This window comes from Paraferrimonas haliotis, assembly GCF_002282895.1.
Taxonomy (GTDB): Bacteria; Pseudomonadota; Gammaproteobacteria; order Enterobacterales; family Shewanellaceae; genus Paraferrimonas; species Paraferrimonas haliotis.
The window spans coordinates 809,630-827,417 of record NZ_NRRB01000001.1; the positions used below are offsets into that span (position 1 = coordinate 809,630).

15 protein-coding genes and 3 tRNA genes are annotated in these 17,788 nt (G+C 49.0%); 15 read left to right on the top strand and 3 right to left on the bottom strand.

Going from position 1 to position 17,788, the window contains the following annotated elements; all coding sequences use genetic code 11:
- The 8 genes from CLC91_RS03755 to hypD are packed head-to-tail and all read left to right on the top strand — an operon-like array spanning position 1 to position 8,073.
- Positions 1–1,722: a hypothetical protein gene (locus CLC91_RS03755; protein ID WP_095499641.1), complete on the top strand. Its 1,722-nt coding sequence runs from the start codon at positions 1–3 to the stop codon at positions 1,720–1,722.
- 9 nt (positions 1,723–1,731) lie between these two features.
- Complete coding sequence (locus CLC91_RS03760; protein WP_095499642.1) at positions 1,732–1,974, top strand: HypC/HybG/HupF family hydrogenase formation chaperone; 243 nt, start codon at positions 1,732–1,734, stop codon at positions 1,972–1,974.
- 1 nt (position 1,975) lies between these two features.
- Positions 1,976–4,309 (top strand): carbamoyltransferase HypF, encoded by a 2,334-nt coding sequence (hypF, locus tag CLC91_RS03765; protein WP_095499643.1) that lies wholly within the window; start codon positions 1,976–1,978, stop codon positions 4,307–4,309.
- Positions 4,302–5,261: a hypothetical protein gene (locus tag CLC91_RS03770; protein WP_095500015.1), complete on the top strand. Its 960-nt coding sequence runs from the start codon at positions 4,302–4,304 to the stop codon at positions 5,259–5,261. Before hypF ends, CLC91_RS03770 begins: the two co-directional genes overlap by 8 nt.
- Positions 5,262–5,265: 4 nt before the next feature.
- Positions 5,266–5,601, top strand: coding sequence for a hydrogenase maturation nickel metallochaperone HypA (hypA, locus tag CLC91_RS03775; RefSeq protein WP_095499645.1), 336 nt, complete (start codon positions 5,266–5,268; stop codon positions 5,599–5,601).
- Positions 5,602–5,603: 2 nt separating this feature from the next.
- Complete coding sequence (gene hypB, locus CLC91_RS03780) at positions 5,604–6,680, top strand: hydrogenase nickel incorporation protein HypB (protein ID WP_095499646.1); 1,077 nt, start codon at positions 5,604–5,606, stop codon at positions 6,678–6,680.
- Complete coding sequence (gene hypC / locus CLC91_RS03785; protein ID WP_095500016.1) at positions 6,671–6,970, top strand: HypC/HybG/HupF family hydrogenase formation chaperone; 300 nt, start codon at positions 6,671–6,673, stop codon at positions 6,968–6,970. Before hypB ends, hypC begins: the two co-directional genes overlap by 10 nt.
- Complete coding sequence (hypD, locus tag CLC91_RS03790; RefSeq protein ID WP_095500017.1) at positions 6,967–8,073, top strand: hydrogenase formation protein HypD; 1,107 nt, start codon at positions 6,967–6,969, stop codon at positions 8,071–8,073. Before hypC ends, hypD begins: the two co-directional genes overlap by 4 nt.
- A gap of 168 nt (positions 8,074–8,241) precedes the next feature.
- On the opposite strand, the gene mutS is transcribed toward hypD, so the two are convergent.
- Positions 8,242–10,761 carry a DNA mismatch repair protein MutS gene (gene mutS, locus CLC91_RS03795; RefSeq protein ID WP_095499659.1) on the bottom strand — a complete coding sequence of 840 codons (2,520 nt, stop codon included), beginning with the start codon at positions 10,759–10,761 and terminating at the stop codon, positions 8,242–8,244.
- Positions 10,762–10,979: 218 nt separating this feature from the next.
- On the opposite strand from mutS, the gene recA reads away from it, so the two are divergent.
- The gene (gene recA, locus CLC91_RS03800) at positions 10,980–12,014 is read left to right on the top strand and encodes a recombinase RecA (protein ID WP_095499649.1); all 1,035 of its coding nucleotides are present in this window, start codon (positions 10,980–10,982) and stop codon (positions 12,012–12,014) included.
- Positions 12,015–12,032: 18 nt separating this feature from the next.
- Positions 12,033–12,629, top strand: a complete 597-nt coding sequence (locus CLC91_RS03805) for a regulatory protein RecX (RefSeq protein ID WP_095499650.1) — start codon at positions 12,033–12,035, stop codon at positions 12,627–12,629.
- Between the two features lie 18 nt (positions 12,630–12,647).
- Here CLC91_RS03805 and CLC91_RS03810 read toward each other — a convergent pair whose 3' ends face one another.
- Both CLC91_RS03810 and CLC91_RS03815 read right to left on the bottom strand, forming a co-directional pair.
- Positions 12,648–13,373 carry a hypothetical protein gene (locus CLC91_RS03810; RefSeq protein WP_198950898.1) on the bottom strand — a complete coding sequence of 242 codons (726 nt, stop codon included), beginning with the start codon at positions 13,371–13,373 and terminating at the stop codon, positions 12,648–12,650.
- Positions 13,374–13,400: 27 nt separating this feature from the next.
- Positions 13,401–13,940 carry a DUF4136 domain-containing protein gene (locus CLC91_RS03815; protein WP_095499651.1) on the bottom strand — a complete coding sequence of 180 codons (540 nt, stop codon included), beginning with the start codon at positions 13,938–13,940 and terminating at the stop codon, positions 13,401–13,403.
- Positions 13,941–14,245: 305 nt separating this feature from the next.
- Between CLC91_RS03815 and alaS the strand changes: the two genes are divergently transcribed.
- The 5 genes from alaS to CLC91_RS03840 all read left to right on the top strand — a co-directional run bounded on the left by alaS (position 14,246) and on the right by CLC91_RS03840 (position 17,788).
- Entirely contained in the window at positions 14,246–16,849 is a 2,604-nt protein-coding gene (alaS, locus tag CLC91_RS03820; RefSeq protein WP_158220690.1) for an alanine--tRNA ligase, read from the top strand.
- 258 nt (positions 16,850–17,107) lie between these two features.
- Positions 17,108–17,305 (top strand): carbon storage regulator CsrA, encoded by a 198-nt coding sequence (csrA, locus tag CLC91_RS03825; protein WP_095499652.1) that lies wholly within the window; start codon positions 17,108–17,110, stop codon positions 17,303–17,305.
- Between the two features lie 177 nt (positions 17,306–17,482).
- Positions 17,483–17,575 (top strand) — tRNA-Ser (locus CLC91_RS03830).
- 5 nt (positions 17,576–17,580) lie between these two features.
- Positions 17,581–17,657, top strand: a tRNA-Arg gene (locus CLC91_RS03835).
- Positions 17,658–17,711: 54 nt separating this feature from the next.
- A tRNA-Arg gene (locus CLC91_RS03840) sits at positions 17,712–17,788 on the top strand.

Here is a 17,788-nt window from a genome sequence, read left to right on the forward strand (position 1 = left end):
ATGAAGCTTAAATTCAGTTTTGTTAGCGATAGGCCCATCGGCATTTATGCCCGTTTGTGTAACCAGTTTGCGGTTCATCCGCTGGTTTTCGGGTTCGGTTTTGACGATAACGGCTATTTTTTAGAAGCGGAAGGCGATGAGCAAGCCTTATCTGACTTAGCTGAGCTCATTGGCAGCGCTTTTCCGTTGTCTTGCTTTGTTAAAGGCAGTCACATCGAAGCGATTGAGGCGTTTAGTGGCAGCGCTACCGAGCTCGAGGTGGACTCTTTAGCCTTGCCTTATTGCCGTCATTGTGTCGAACAGGCAAGCCTTGCTTGTAAGCACTGCGGCTCGGCTGCTGAAGTTGAACAAGACATTGATGCACTTGCCCAAACCTTTATCGAGCAAGGCAGCGTTAGTTATCAGTCGGCTAATGGCGCGGTGACCTGGTCGCATTTGTCAAATGATGCGCTGCAAGGCAGCGGCCTACTTTTTTGTGATGCTAAGGCTCTTAATGAGTCGTTACACATTAGCAACGACGGTATCAAAACCTTGGGCAGTATTGAAAAGCCAGCACTATTATTGAGTGTGCGCGAGGCCTTTGCTAACCAGCATAATATTGAACATCGCCGCTACCCTGTGCAGTTGGCTGCGGACAAAATTGGTTATGCCTTATCAAAAGCCTTGTATAAAACAGGCGTTACAGCCGTTGCGATTTCTCAAGCTCGCCCGGCGATGCTATTAAGCCAATTTGGCGAGCGCCCGGTAGTGTTACGCCCGCAGCGAATGCCGGCACCATTAGCGGCTTTTGAGCCAGTTAATGCGAAGGCGACTTACTCTGGCGTTCAGGCGTGCTATGTAGAGGGTAAAATCCACTTTAGCGCAGCGACCGCCGAACAAGATCTGCGGACTGACACTCAAGCGTTAGCGCCTTGGGGCGCGGCCTGCACCTTAGAAGCGATTCGTCAGTTAGACCGATTCCAGCGCCGCAGTGCGGTGTTGTATTTGTCGCGCCAGCATTACTCGGGATTATTATACAAAGACGACCAAGGACAATACCCTTGGTTGGTACAACTGCCGCACACTGGTTTAGACGGTGGTGCGCAATTATCCGTAGCCGAAGCCATTGCTCAATTGGACCATAATGCACCAAAGTTGGTGGCTAATTTCAGTAAGCGCTATCCTGAACGTGCAACCGTCCTTGAGCGCGATTTTCATGGTATTTGCCAGTTCAGTCAGGCTTTGGCGCAAGCCAGTTACCTTGTGGGCATCGCAACACCGAGTGATAGCGAAGAATTGGCGGCGCAAAAAATGATTAGCGCAGTAGAGCAGTATCAAGGCAAAGTCAGTCAGCGCATTGACTTTAAGGTGAACAAACTTGAACAGCAAGGCAGTGCCTATTTGCAAGTGGATTATCGAGCCGCATTTAGAGCCCTGATGAGTTATACCTTAGCGGATGAATCGCAACAAGTTGCCTTAGGCTATGGCTTTATCGACAGTTTCTGTGATTTTGTTTGTAACTGGGTTGAGCAGCTGGATATGGATATCGGCTTAGATGAAGTAATAATTGCTGGCGACGAGTTTGACAACAATGTATTGCTTGAGCGCTTGCGTCTAAGATTAGGTAAAAACACCAAGCTGCGTTTGCCTGAGCCTTTAGATTTTGACGAACTTAGCATTGCTATGGGGGCGCTATACGTGCCTCAGTTGGCAAGCAGCGATTGTGTATTTTCAGCAGCATAGGTCAAGATTATGTGCTTTTCGATTCCATCAAAAGTTGTTGCGATTGATAGCGACAATCAAATCGCGACCATCGACACCTTAGGTCAAGAGCGTCATACCAGTATTCACTTGCTCGGTGACGAGGTCGCTGTGGGGGATTATGTCTTGGTGCAAAGCGGTTTTGCCATGCAAACCATCGATGAGCAAAGCGCCTTAGACAGCTTAGAGTTGTATCAAGAAATCGTGACCAAAATGGAGCAGGGAGCGATTTAATATGGCTTCTTATGCGGCGCTTGCGATTCGAGTCAAAGGGCAGGTGCAAGGGGTCGGCTTTCGCCCCTTTATTTGGCAAATAGCCAAAGAGCTGGAGTGTCTGGGTGAGGTGCTTAACGACAACCATGGGGTTTTGATTAAGTTGTTGTGTCCGGTGGATGCTGATGCCTTTATAGAAGTCATGCAACAGCGGTTACCGCCGCTTGCCGCCATTGATGAGATTGCGGTGAGCGAGGCTTACTTTTCAACACTGCCGACTGACTTTTTGATTACTGCGTCGCAAGCTGGGGTGACCAACACGCGGGTGGCGCCGGACAGCGCAACATGCGACGCCTGTTTAACCGAACTGTTCGACACAACCGATAGACGATATCAGTATCCCTTCATCAACTGCACCCATTGCGGACCGCGTTTTTCGATCATTAAATCGGTACCCTATGATCGCAAAGCGACTACGATGGCGCCATTTGCTTTGTGCGATGATTGCCAACAGGAATACCAACATCCGGCCAACCGCCGTTTTCACGCTCAGCCTAATGCCTGTCCCGAGTGTGGTCCTAAGCTGCAATTTGTTGACAGTGGTGGCAGTGTAACCGCTGAAGAAGATGAGGCGTTAACCGCTGCGGCGCAGGCGTTAGCACAAGGGCGCATTGTTGCCATTAAAGCGCTGGGCGGTTTTCATTTGGCGGTGGACGCCAGCAATGCTCAGGCGGTGGAGCGCTTGCGTGAACGCAAACAGCGGCCGTCGAAGCCTTTTGCGTTAATGGTGGCCAATGCAGCGCAAGCGTGCAACTTAGCGCAAGTAAACACTGCTCAGGAAGATGCATTAACAAGCCAAGCGGCTCCCATTGTGTTGCTTACTGCTCGTCAGCGCTCCGGGCTTGCTCCGGGTGTGGCGCCAGGCCAACATCGAGTGGGCGTTATGTTGCCATCGAATCCGTTGCAGCATTGCTTACTGTCGCGACTTAACACTCCCTTAGTCATGACTTCAGGTAATGCCAGTGGCCGTCCTCCCTGCATTACCAATGAGCAAGCACTGAAAGAGCTGGCGGACATTGCTGACGATTGGCTGCTTCATAATCGTGATATCAATAATCGGGTAGATGATTCCATTGTCCAGCACAATGGCGAGAGAGTGCAGGTTATTCGCAGAGCACGGGGGTACGTCCCCACACCCATTTCGCTGCCCAGCGGTTTTGAGGCGGCGAATGGGGTACTGGCCTTTGGCGCTGATTTAAAAAATACCTTTTGCCTGCTCAAAGATGGCGCGGCTTTGTTGTCACCACACCTAGGTGACCTAGCGGATGCCGATTTGTTTAACAGCTATCAAGAAAACATTGGCTATTTTTCGCAGTTATACGACTTTACAGCGCAATTGGGTTGCTGCGATGCTCATCCTGGCTACTTGAGCCACGCTTTTGCCCAAAAGCATGGGTATCCCGTCGAGGCTATTCAACACCATCATGCCCATTTAGCCGCCTGCTTGGTGGACAACGATAAAGCCCTTAATCATGAGCCGGTGTTTGCCTTAGTGCTTGATGGTATTGGATGGGGCGATGACTCCAGTGAACATGACTTTTGGGGCGCCGAGATACTTTTTGGCAATTACCACCAGTGCCAACGCCTAGGCGGGCTTTCGCCAATGCCATTGTTAGGGGGCGATAAGGCCGCCAAAGAGCCTTGGCGTAACTTGCTCGTTTACTTAGACGTCTATGTCGAGAATTGGGAGCAGTCCAGCAGCAGCTTGCCTATTTCTTTGTTGCAAACCAAGCCTCTAACGTTGTTACGCAGCGCGCTGACATCGAAGATAAATTGTCCTCAATCCTCAAGTTGTGGTCGTTTGTTTGATGCGGCGGCGGCACTGCTGACGGATTGCTTTGAGTGGCAAAGTTTTGAAGGTGAAGCGGCCATGGCTTTAGAAAGCTTGGCTTGGCAAGCGTTACCTAGCGCGGCGGAGCTAAAGTTAGAGCTTGAATTGGAATTCGATCAACGGCTTGCCATGAAGCGGTTATGGCAAGCTTTGGTCGGTTGCTCATCGTCAAAGGCTGAACGAGCGCTCGGATTTCACCGCAATTTAGCCAATTTGCTATTAGGGATGCTGTTGGACAAGGCCGGTGATCGCCGAGGTGACGTGGTGTTAAGCGGCGGAGTGATGCAAAACCGACTGTTGCATGAGTTGCTGGTGAGCGGTGCGAGCCAATTGGGCTTTAACGTACTCGTGCACAGCGATATTCCCGCCAATGATGGCGGACTTGCCGTGGGACAAGCGGTTATCGCTTGGGCAAACGTCTCGACCGAGGTTCAAACCTCAGCAAGTGAGTATAACCATGATTAGTTTGCCCAGTGCTCAACTTAACCTAACCAACAACAGTGGTCTGGTTGAAGCCCGCTATCAACTGCGCTTGCCGGATATCGCTCAGTCCTTTAATGGCTTGTCGTTAGCGCAATTGATTGCTCGAGTGAACTTAATCTATCGTCAATGCCCAGAAGCGCAATCGTGGGCCGCCAGTTCATTGGCGCTTGGGGACTGTTCCCCTGAGCTTTATCGAGTACGAGAGCAAGCGTTGGCATTAGAGTGGCTCAGCGAACACAGTTGGCAAATGTGGCGCTTGGCGCACGATTGGTTGGGGCCGGATAAAGCGCGCATGCAGCTACTGAGTCGCTGGCGAGCGGAGTTGCTGTCTCGCAAGCAGGCCCTACCAGACAAGCGTTGGCTGGTTAATGACCGGGTCCAGGCGTGTTCCTTGGCGCCTTTGCTTGACTGGCAACAACAATGGCGAGAGTTGGTTTACCAGCCGCTATTAGAGCAATCCGAGTCCGATCAACTAAATGGTTTATTTCAACCTGAATTCGAGGCTGTCGCTCGATACGAAACCGGCTCACTGGTGCGAGTTGGCGGCGCTGATGGCAGCTTTAGTGCTCGCTTAACGAGCCTGTGGGATGAAGCTTGGTTAGCAAGTGCAGCACTGTGCGACAGCGGCGTATTACCCGAGCTTAATCCCGTCAGGGGGTTGGTTAAGGCGGCGCGTGGACAATTGCAACACAGCGGTCACTGGCGTAACCAAGCCAGCCTTAAAGCTGGCCAACAGGTGAGTGATTATCGGATTGAAATCCCCACCAAGTCCATTTTACAAAGTCTGTGTCACTCGTTATCGGGCCTGGAGTGGTCGTCGCTGTTTGCGAACCAATTGTTACTAAACCAATGGTTGTTGTCGCACTCGCCCTGTCTGGAAGTGAATGTGCAATGGTCGTCTGAGGTCACGGATAGCAACACAAAATTAGGATAAAATTATGCACGAAATGTCGCTAGCAGAAGGCATTTTGCAAATTATTGAAGAACAAGTTAGCGCTACCGATAAAGTTACGTCGGTAACCCTGAGCATTGGCGAGTTGGCCGGTGTTGAAATTGAATCGTTAACGTTTTGCTTTGATGTGGTAACACGCGACAGTGTTGCTGATAAAGCGGAACTTATTATTGAACGGGTGCCGGGCAGTGCCTTTTGTTATGACTGCCTCGCTCAAGTGCCCCATCATGATCGCAGTAACGCCTGTGAGCGTTGCAATGGCCACAAGTTAACCGTGGTTGAAGGTGATCAAATGAAAGTAAAATATTTGGAGATTGCGTAGGTATGTGTACAGTTTGCGGATGCGCGGAAGGGGAAACTCAAATTGAAGGTCATGACCACAGTCATGATCACGGGCACAGTCATGACCATGGCCACAGTCATGGTCATCATGGTGAAGCGACCCCGGCGACAATGATTGTTCATCACCATTACCATCATCAAGGTGATGTGCATGTTCATTATCACGGTTCAGCTGCTGTGAGTGTGCCTAATATGGCGGGTTCAAGTCAATCGAGCGAGTCTCGCGCTCACTCCCATGGACACTCCCATTCCCATAGGCATTCTCATGACCATGCTCACAGTCACAGTCATAGCCATGCTTCATCGGCTGTTGCCGAGCGTGCTTTTGAGCCTCAATCTGAGGGCGATGACTTGCATTATGGCAAGGGTGCCGCCCATGCTCATGCGCCTGGGATGAGTCAGCAAAAAATGGTTCAAATTGAGCAGGGTATTTTGGCTAAGAATGACGCCATTGCCAGCCATAATCGCAGTCACTTTGAGCAAGATGAACTATTAGTTCTGAATTTGGTATCAAGTCCTGGCTCAGGTAAAACCACCTTACTTACACAAACCATCGAGCGTTTGGGCGGCAAGGTTCCAGTTGCGGTTATCGAAGGCGACCAGCAAACCGCAAACGATGCCCAGCGAATTAGAGACAGTGGTGCTCAAGCGATTCAGGTTAATACTGGTAAAGGATGCCATTTAGACGCTGCCATGGTGGATACCGCTTATCATCGTTTAGGTATGGAAAAAGGCGGCGTTTTGTTCATTGAAAACGTGGGTAATTTAGTGTGTCCCGCCGGTTTTGATTTAGGCGAAAGCGCTAAGGTGGCGATTTTATCGGTCACTGAAGGTGAAGATAAGCCGTTGAAGTATCCCGATATGTTTGCTGCGTCAGAATTAATGATTCTTAACAAGACGGACCTATTGCCGCATTTGAACTTTGATGTAAACCGTTGCATTGAATCCGCCCGTCAAGTGAATCCGAACATTGAAATTATATGTTTGTCGGCGACCACAGGAGAGGGCATGGATCTTTGGTTCGAGTGGATGGCTAAGCGAGGTTTAGCATGTGTTTAGGGGTGCCAGCACAAATCATTGAAGTGGTTGACAATGAGCTACACACATTGCAGGTCTCGCTTAATGGGATTAAGAGAGAAGTTAACGGCAGTTGCGTTTGGACTGAAAACCCTCAAGCCCTGGTTGGACGCTGGGCACTGATACATGTTGGCTTTGCAATGTCACTTTTGTCGGATGATGAAGCGCAGCAAACGTTAGCTGCGTTGGCCGAGTTGGGTGCGAGTGAGCATGAAATGGAGGATTTTGCGGGACTTAATCAAGCCGCTAACATCAAGGAGATGGACTCGTGAAGTACGTTGACGAATTTAGAGATCCAGCTGCCGTTCGAGCGTTAATTAGTGAAATTGAGACGGCCTTAACTGCCGTTGACGATGCTAAAAAGCCTCTGCAAATTATGGAAGTGTGTGGTGGCCATACCCATGCTATTTTCCGTTTTGGACTCGATAAGCTTTTACCGCAAGCCATTGAATTTGTTCATGGACCCGGTTGCCCTGTGTGTGTTTTGCCACGTGGGCGCATTGATGAGGCTATTACCATTGCCAACCATAGCGACACCATTTTGTGCAGTTATGGCGATGCGGTTCGGGTGCCAGGGGAGCGGGGGAGCTTGCTGGATGCGAAAGCCAACGGTGCTGATGTGCGGATTGTATACTCGCCGCTGGATGCGCTTAAATTGGCGCAAGCGCATCCGGATAAGCAGGTGGTGTTTTTTGCCATTGGCTTTGAGACAACGGCACCGGCAACTGCGATCACCTTATTACAAGCGCGAGCGCTTAAGGTGGCAAATTTCAGTGTGATTTGTCATCACATTACCATTGGTCCTCCGCTTAAGGCGATTTTGGATGACCCTCAAGTCCGTCTTGATGGTTTGATTGCGCCGGGCCATGTTTCTATGGTTGTTGGCCAGCAGATCTATCAGTTTATTGTCGACGATTACGACAAGCCTGTGGTTACCGCTGGCTTCGAGCCCATTGACTTTTTAACCGCCTTGCTTGGTGTTATTAAGCAAATCGCTTCTGGTCAGCCGAGCGTTGAAAACGCTTATAAGCGCGCGGTTAATGATGCCGGTAATTCCGCTGCTCAGGAAGCGATGGAGCAGGTTTTTGAATTGGCAGACAGTCAGGATTGGCGAGGCCTGGGTGCTATAGAGCACTCTGGTTTGCAGCTTAATGGCGCATTTCGCAGTTTTGACGCCAAGTTGCGCTTTGGCTTGGTCAGTGCGCAAATCGAAGAGCCAGAGGGCTGTGCCTGTGCCAATGTGCTTAGAGGCCTAGCTAAACCCGGCGACTGCCCCCTGTTTGGCAGCCAGTGCACACCGCAGCAACCCATAGGCGCGCTGATGGTTTCCAGCGAAGGCGCTTGCTCGGCATACTATCAGTATCGCCAGCTCTAGCTTTCGTGCTTTGGGGACGTACCCCAAACTCACCAAATTGGGGACGTACCCCTAAAAAGGGACGTACCCCAACAATTCTAATATTTTCAGTCGGTTAGGCTTTAAGGGTACGTCCCCAGAAAAATAGGGGTACGTCCCCTATCGCATGAGAAGAAGGGTACGTCCCCCCTATAGGAGGCTTTTTAGCTGATAGAGCAGCTGATGCGCTTGTTTTGGGGTCAGGTTATCTGGATCCAATTGGGCCAGCGCTTGTTCTACTTGCGACTCTTGCAGCAAGCTTGGCTGGCTAGGCTCCATTGGGAGGCTTTGGTTGCTTGATGAGCTCGACTCTAGTTGATGCAGTTTCGCTTTTGCGTTGTTAATTACTTTCGCAGGTACTCCCGCGAGCGCTGCCACTTGCAAACCGTAGCTGCGACTTGCAGGGCCTTCTTCCACCGAGTGCATAAAGGCGATGCTGTCACCATGCTCTATTGCATCCAAATGCACATTGGCGACATTTGGATTGCTTTCTGGCATTTGAGTCAGCTCAAAATAGTGCGTTGCAAAGAGGGTTAAGCTGTTAAGCTTATTCGCTAAATAGTCCGCCGCGGCCCATGCTAAGCTCAAACCGTCATAGGTCGAGGTTCCTCGTCCTATTTCATCCATTAACACCAACGAATTGTTGCTGGCATTATGTAAGATATTGGCGGTTTCAGTCATCTCCACCATAAAGGTTGAACGACCAGAGGCAAGATCATCTGACGCTCCAATTCGAGTAAATATGCGGTCGATAGGGCCAATGGTGGCGTGCTCTGCAGGAATAAAGCATCCGATGTGAGCCATTAACACGATCAGCGCGGTCTGTCGCATATAGGTGGATTTACCACCCATATTGGGGCCTGTAACAACCAGCATTCGGCGCTGTGGTGACAGTTGCGTTGGGTTAGCGATAAACGGCTCGCTGGTAACCTTTTCGACAACAGGATGACGGCCTTGTTGAATATCAATGCCTATGTTGTCGCTCAAATGCGGACGTTGATAATTAAGGCTTTCAGCACGCTCAGCAAAATTGACCAACACATCGAGCTCGGCAAGCGCATAAGCACACGCTTGCAAAGTACCGATGTGGGGTAACAGTTTGTCAAACAGCTGCTCCCACAGCTGCTTTTCAAGTGCAAGTGCTTTGCCTTGACTCGACAGTACCTTATCTTCGTGCTCTTTCAGCTCAGGTATGATGTAGCGTTCCATGTTCTTGAGCGTTTGGCGACGCTGGTAGTGAGCCGGAACCAGATCGGATTGAGCTCGAGACACTTCGATAAAGTAACCATGAACTCTGTTATAACCCACTTTTAAGGTGCTAATTCCGGTGCTTTCTCGTTCGCGGTTTTCCAACTCACTGAGGTAACCTGTCGCCCCTTCAGCTAAATCCCGCCATTGATCCAATTCAGCACTGTAACCGGGCGCAATAACCCCTCCATCGCGTATTAAAACCGGTGGATTTTCTATGACGGCATTTTGCAGCAGTGACACCAATTCTGGAAACTCACCAATGGCGTCACTTAAGCGCTTAATCAAGATGCTATTTTGTAAACTCAGTAGAGATTGGATTTCCGGCAGCATTTCAAGTGCCAGTCGCAACCGTGCAATGTCTCTTGGTCGTGCTGAGCGTAACGCGACCCTAGCGAGGATGCGCTCCATATCACCAATGTTTCTAAGGGGTGCATGAAACAAAGGTATTTGCTGATTTTGGATAAGATCGTCAACCGCATCGAGTCTGTGGTTGATTCGACTGCGATCGGTTAGGGGCTGATGCAGCCAGCGCTTTAGCAAGCGACTGCCCATTGCAGTGGTGGTTTTATCCAGCACACTCGCCAGTGTATTGCTTTCGCTGCCCGATAGGTTAACCGTTAACTCGAGGTTTCTGCGCGTCGCAGCGTCTAAGATAACAAAATCAGATTGGGGTTCGGCTATTATGGCACGAATATGAGGTAGCGCCGTACGCTGAGTATCTTTGATGTAGTTAATCAAACAGCCGGCTGCGGATAACGCAAGAGTCAGCTCTTCCACCCCAAATCCTTGCAGATCCTTGGTGCCAAATTGCTGGTTTAGCTGCTTTCGAGCGGAGCTTAGCTCAAACTCCCATAACGGCCGGCGACGCTTACCTTGATAGCGCTGCAATACATGGCTGGCTTGAAAGTCTTCGTTGTAGAGCAACTCAGCGGGATTGGTGCGTTGCAGCTCGGCCTCTAGCGCTTCTTCGCTTTCCAGCTCGTTTACCACAAAGCGTCCCGAGCTTAAATCTAAAGTGGCGTAGCCAAAATGTTGTTGCTCTTGATAAACCGCCGCTAATAAGCTGTCTTGGCGTTCGGGTAACAGGGCCTCATCAGTTAGGGTTCCTGGGGTAATAATGCGAACTACTTTTCGCTCCACCGGGCCTTTGGATGTGGCGGGGTCGCCGATTTGCTCGCAAATAGCGGCGGATTCGCCAAGTTGCACAAGCTTAGCTAAGTAGCCTTCGATAGCGTGATAGGGAACGCCAGCCATGGGAATGGCATTACCGCCGCTTTTGCCTCGAGCAGTCAGAGAGATGTCTAACAGCTTGGCTGCTTTTTTAGCATCGTCAAAGAACAGCTCATAAAAATCGCCCATTCGGTACAACAACAATTGGTTGGGGTGCTCGGCTTTTATTTTGAGGTACTGCCGCATCATGGGCGTCTGTTTTTCGAGGTCAACGTTAGCGCTTGGGCTCACAGGGCTTCCTAAGGTGTGATGGATGATGAAACTGTCAATGATACTCTAACGGGCTTACTAACCCAATAGTATTAGGGTGTCGAAAAAATTTTTATACAGGGGTTGATACTGTATGATTGTACAGTATACTAATCAGCATCTAAACCGAATTAAAAAAGTTCAAGCGGAGAGCATTCATGAACGATAACAAGCAACGCGCCCTTAGTGCGGCGTTAGGTCAAATTGAAAAGCAGTTTGGTAAAGGCTCCATCATGAAGCTAGGCGATGCCTCTGCGTTGGACATTGAATCGGTATCTACGGGTTCACTGACGTTAGACATCGCGTTGGGCATTGGCGGTCTTCCAATGGGTCGTGTGGTAGAAATTTACGGTCCAGAGTCTTCCGGTAAAACCACCATGACACTGCAGGTGATTGCTGAAGCGCAAAAAGCTGGTAAGACTTGTGCATTCGTCGATGCAGAGCACGCCTTAGACCCTGTTTATGCTGAAGCGTTAGGCGTTAACATTAATGACTTGTTGGTATCTCAACCGGATACGGGTGAACAAGCCTTAGAAATCTGTGACATGTTGGTGCGTTCAGGCGCCGTTGATGTGGTTATTGTGGATTCGGTAGCAGCCTTAACGCCTAAAGCTGAAATTGAAGGTGAAATGGGTGACAGCCACGTTGGCTTGCAGGCTCGTTTGATGTCTCAAGCCCTGCGAAAGCTTACTGCTAATATTAAAAAATCGAACACGCTTTGCATTTTCATTAACCAAATTCGGATGAAGATTGGCGTCATGTTTGGCTCGCCAGAAACTACTACCGGTGGTAACGCGTTAAAATTCTATTCTTCTGTTCGTTTGGATATCCGTCGAATTGGCGCCATTAAAGACGGAGATGAGGTCGTTGGTAACGAGACTCGAGTCAAAGTGGTTAAAAACAAAGTAGCGCCACCATTTAAGCAGGCGGAATTCCAAATCTATTACGGCCAAGGTACTTCTAAAGAGGGTGAGTTAATCGACCTTGGTGTAAAAGAAAAGCTCATTGATAAAGCGGGCGCTTGGTATGCTTATCAAGGTGATAAAATCGGTCAGGGTAAAGCCAACGTTATTCGCTACCTTAAAGAGAACCCGGCGGTAGCTCAAGAAATTGAAACCGAAATTCGCAACCGCTTATTGTTGAAAGCAAAACCTGCAGAGCAACAAGAACAAAGCGAAGGCGAGCACGTTTAAGCTCGGCGCTCGCGACTTTTGAATCGAAGCTATACTTCAAACAAGACTGGTGTCGATAGCGGCACCAGTCTTTGTGTTTCTGAATCAGCACAATGCGATTCTTCTTCCGTAGATAACCAACCTCAAACGCTAGACAATGAATCTCAAGCACTGCTGCAGGAACTGCAACAAAAGCAACGTAAAGCTTGCCTAAAGGCGTGTGTGCAATTACTTAGCTATCGAGAACACAGCCAATTTGAGCTGCGCCGCAAGTTGCGAGAACGAGGTCATGAACCAGCGGACATCGAACTGGCTATCGACGAATGTCACGCGCAAAATTGGCAAAGTCAGCGTCGCTTCGCCGAGGTGTTTATTCGTTCAAAGGCTGCTAAAGGCTATGGCCCAAGTTATATTGCTCAGCAGCTTAGTGCCCAACACCGATTAATGAATGTCGACATACAGTGGGGAATGGACGAGTGCGACTGTGATTGGTTTGAGCTGTGTAAAAGCCGTTACCAAAAAGAGCGAAGAAAATTTGCGGCGAATACGCTTTCATTTCAACAGCAGCAAAAACTTCGGGGAAGGCTAAGTCGCCGAGGTTTTAGCCATGAACAAATTAAGTATGCTCAAGACTAAAACCTATTTTTACGGCCATTACAGTGCAAGTGGCGCCGCGAGTTGAAACTCAAGCAATGTACCTTCAGGGATGTTGATGCCATTGCCACTGGTTAATACTGATACACCTAAACCTACTTTCGCCGCATCTTTGGCTCCTTTAGAGCCGTTAGCTAATCCACCTACCGCCGCAAAGCGTGCTGAGCGACCCACCGTATCTTTTGCGGTATTGTCGGTTACGGCACTGATTGCTGTGGACGATATCGAATGCATTTGGTTATTGATGAGCAGTTCGGTAAATTCAATGGTCAGATTGGATGTGCCAGCAACACGTCGAGATTGCCCTGCATCAGCCACAACGCCGAACACTTTGTCGCCCCGTTTGGCAATGGTTTGGCCGTCTGCGCTTAAGTCGTGTTCAAGAACTGCAGTAAAGCGATGCCCAGCGCTGTGTTGACGCGTGTTTACGCCGCTGGTCATGGTTACGGTGATAGGCGTTCCACTGGGTAGCAGGTTTGACTCGGTGGTGGCCGGGGATGCTTGAGAGTCGGCTACTGCAACCTTGTTCTCAAAGGAAATGCTGGCGACTTGGGCGCTGTCAAACGACAGTGTTTGCCCTGCGACTTCAAATTCGACTGTGTCAGCATTTTGAGAAATGAGCTTGCCATGTATGGTTTGACCGTCACTTAATGCCAACACGTCAGCGACTGCGGATGCGCTTAGCAGTGGAAACAGGGTCAACAATATCGCAGCAAATTTTTTCATAAGATTCTCCAGACTCATTGGCTTTGGTTATAAGGTTTTAAAGAGCTCGGTTACTGCCGCATCGATACTTTGTTGACGTTGTTGCGGGGTGTCGAGCTTTTCTAATGGTTTTTTCAAGGAGCTACGCCATACGGCTTTATTGGTTTTAGTATCGATGAAGTCGATAACTAAGGTGCCTTCTACGTAGTTTTTGGTATGGACGTGGTTAACCCCAGCACCGTATATATAGTGGCCTCTGCGGTAGTAGCCATGATAGCCACCGGTATTGCTTGAAGTCACCTTAGTCTTATCTTTAGTTACCAAGAAATAAGTGACCAGCACATCGGATTCATTAACTGCAACCGGTTGCTTGCCTTTGCTTATGAGTTCGCTGGTTATCGCAGTATTAAGCCGGTCCCTGTCCATACCGCTAAGCTGAGCATTTACAGATGCTTCTGTATCAATAAACGCAAAGCGTTCAATGGCTTCAAAGTCGAAATCGTCACTGTAGTCTTGTTGAGCAGTATATTTAGTGGCGCATCCGCTCATGAGTAGCGCGAAGCTAATTAACAAAATTCGACGGAACATAGGACCTCCTGCGGGTTTGATTGATCTCGATGCAGGCAGATTATCATAAAGAAACTAACCAGTTAGCGATATCGGAAGGTGGTTCAGCAAGGGTTAAGAAATCGTTAAGGTAAGGTTCAGATTCGATGTCTTTTTGCGAGTTTGAAGGTGTCGAGACAAAATTTGGTCGTGAATCTTGACTTTTGGGCTAGCGAAGTGATGTGTCGCTCCTTATAATAAACTGTTTTGTATACCAGTCGCCCTGTGATTCAGTTATTGAAGGTCAACCAGAGGCGGTTTTTCAGTGTTTACTTCAGGATGATTTCATGCGAAATATGACCACGGCCGAGCTTCGCGAAGCGTTTTTGGGCTATTTTGGCCAACACGGTCACCAACGAGTTGATTCCAGCTCATTGGTTCCACACAACGATCCGACGTTACTCTTTACGAACGCCGGAATGAATCAATTTAAAGATGTGTTTCTTGGGCAACAAGACAACGGTTATACCCGTGCGACCACTTCTCAACGATGCGTTCGAGCGGGCGGTAAACACAACGACCTCGACAATGTGGGTTATACGGCGCGCCACCATACCTTTTTTGAAATGTTGGGCAACTTTAGTTTTGGTGACTATTTCAAAGAAGAGGCCATTAACTTTGCCTGGACTTTTTTGACCGAAGAGCTGCAACTTCCTAAAGATAAGCTGTGGGTCACCGTGTTTGAAGATGATGATGAAGCCGCGGATATCTGGATCAATAAAATTGGCGTAAACCCAGAGCGTTTGTCGCGCATTGGTGCCAAAGATAACTTCTGGCAGATGGGTGACACAGGCCCTTGTGGTCCTTGCACAGAAATTTTTTATGACCACGGTGAACACATTTGGGGCGGTCCTCCAGGGACACCAGAAGAAGACGGTGATCGTTACATCGAAATTTGGAACTTGGTGTTTATGCAGTTCAATCGTCAAAGTGACGGCAGCATGGAGCCTTTACCCAAGCCATCAGTGGACACCGGTATGGGGCTAGAGCGTATTGCCGCCATTTTGCAAGGTGTACACTCCAACTATGAAATCGATGTGTTTCAAGACCTTATTAAGCACATAGCGAATAAGCTTAATGTTTCCGATTTAGAGCATGCTTCGTTGCGTGTTATTGCCGATCACATTCGTTCTTGCGCCTTTTTGATCAGTGATGGCGTGTTGCCGTCTAATGAAGGGCGAGGCTATGTGCTGCGACGCATCATTCGTCGAGCCGTGCGACACGGCAATAAGCTCGGCGCTGAGGCTCCGTTTTTCTATACCCTTGTCGGTAAGCTTATTGAAGTAATGGGCAGTGCGGCGAAGGAGTTAGCACCGCAACAAGCGAGCGTCGAGAAAGCGCTTAAGGCAGAAGAAGAGCAGTTTGCCCGTACTCTAGATCGCGGCATGGCCCTGTTAAATGGTGCTTTAGATAACTTGGCGGGCGACACCCTAGACGGCGAGACTGTTTTCAAGCTTTATGACACCTATGGTTTCCCTGTTGATTTAACCGCCGACGTTTGTCGTGAGCGCAATATTAAAGTCGATCAGGATGGCTTTGAAAGTCATATGGCAGCACAGCGAGCAAGAGCGCAAGCAGCCAACCAGTTTGGTACCGACTATAACGAAGCCATCAAAGTAGATGGCGCCAGCGAATTCTGTGGTTATAGCAAGTTAGAGCAGACTGGCCTCGTACAACACCTATTCCAAGGTGCTGAGTCGGTTCAAACTTTGGAAGCGGGTAGTGAAGCGGTTGTTGTTCTTGATTCTACGGCATTTTATCCAGAGTCCGGTGGACAGGTGGGCGACCAAGGGCTGTTGATTGCTGAGGGGGTAACCTTTGAAGTTGCCGACACTCAAAAGTACGGCAATGCCATTGGCCACATCGGTCGTGTTACTTCTGGGCAAATTAAGCTTGGCCAGAGTCTAACCACTCAAGTCAATAAGCCGGCTCGTCACCGTACCGCTTTAAACCACTCGGTTACCCACTTATTACACGCTGCTCTTAGAAACGAACTCGGTGAGCACGTTACTCAAAAAGGTTCGATTGTAAAACCGGAGTACTTGCGTTTTGACTTCTCTCATTTTGAAGGCGTGACTAAAGCACAGCTGCAAAAGGTAGAGGACGAAGTTAACCGTCAGATACGTCGCAATCACTCGGTGTCTACTGAGTTGATGGAGCTTGAGCAAGCGAAAGCAGCGGGTGCCATGGCCTTATTCGGTGAAAAATACGACGATCAGGTTCGTGTGGTTACCATGGGCGACTTTTCAACGGAACTGTGCGGTGGTTGTCATGTCGAACGTACAGGCGACATTGGTTTGTTTAAGTTTACGTCGGAAAGTGGCATTGCCGCTGGCGTTCGTCGAGTCGAAGCGGTCACTGGACAGTTAGCGCTGGACAAGGTAGCTGAAGAGCAAACCACGCTGAATCGCATCGCAACTCTACTAAAAGGCGACTCAATTAACGTGCTTACTAAACTAGAAGGCCATGTTGAGCGTACTAAACAATTAGAGAAGCAACTGCAACAACTGCAAGATAAGTTGGCTGCTGCCGAAAGCAGCGATTTAGCCACTAAGGCGCAGCAAATTAACGGCGTTAACGTTGTGGTGCACGAGCTTAAAGGTGGAGACCCAAAAGCTCTTCGCGGCATGGTTGATGAACTGAAGCAAAAACTCTCTAATGGCATTATTGTTCTGGCGATAAGTAAAGGTGATAAGGTAAGCTTGATCGCAGGTGTAACCAAAGACTTGGTCGGTAAAGTAAAAGCCGGGGAATTGGTCGCTATGGTTGCAGCACAAATTGGCGGTAAAGGTGGCGGTCGGCCAGATATGGCTCAAGCAGGTGGTTCACAGCCTGAAAACTTGCCCAAGGCCTTAGCCTCAGTGAGTGCTTGGCTAGAGGAACGATTGTAGCGTTTACTTTAGGAAAAGATAAATAAGAACAGACGGTTAGAGAAATATCGTTTTCAAACGACGAAAGCCGTCAGTTTTTGTTCTTTTTGGTGGGCTTAGGTTATTAAATTGTGTACTTTAAGTAGGTAAGTGTGGGTTTTTCCATGATTATTTCATTTAAAGCGGTGCTTTTGTACTAAGCTAACCTTATACTAGGTTAAAACCTGACCAGGGTAATTATGGGCTGGCTGGCAAAATTCGTAAAAGAGGAGCTAACGAATGCTGATTTTAACTCGCCGCGTAGGCGAAACTCTAATGATTGGAGATGAAGTAACCGTCACCGTTCTTGGAGTAAAAGGCAACCAGGTAAGAATTGGTGTAAATGCACCCAAGGAAGTATCAGTACACCGCGAAGAGATTTATCAACGCATCCAGTCTGAGAAATCCAGCGACGAACCGCAAAGCGGAAACTCGTAAACTAAAGCCAGCAGAAATGCTGGCTTTTTTGTTTTAAGCGGGAGCGAAGTGGGTATCGATTTAATGGATTTTGGCTAAAACCCCGACTTAACGCTTAAAAACAAAACAACTAAACTTAATTACCCAAAAAGGGTTTGACATATTTTCTGCAGCCAGTAATATGTGCGCCACATCGACGGTGAGGTGGCCGAGTGGCTGAAGGCGCTCCCCTGCTAAGGGAGTATAGGGTTTGTAGCCCTATCGAGGGTTCGAATCCCTCCTTCACCGCCATCGACGCGTCCGTAGCTCAGCTGGATAGAGTACCTGGCTACGAACCAGGCGGTCGGAGGTTCGAATCCTCCCGGACGCGCCATTTTTTAAATGGCTTTTGTCGAAGGCGAAACGTTGGTGTAATGATTTTAACAGGGCGTCCGTAGCTCAGCTGGATAGAGTACCTGGCTACGAACCAGGCGGTCGGAGGTTCGAATCCTCCCGGACGCGCCA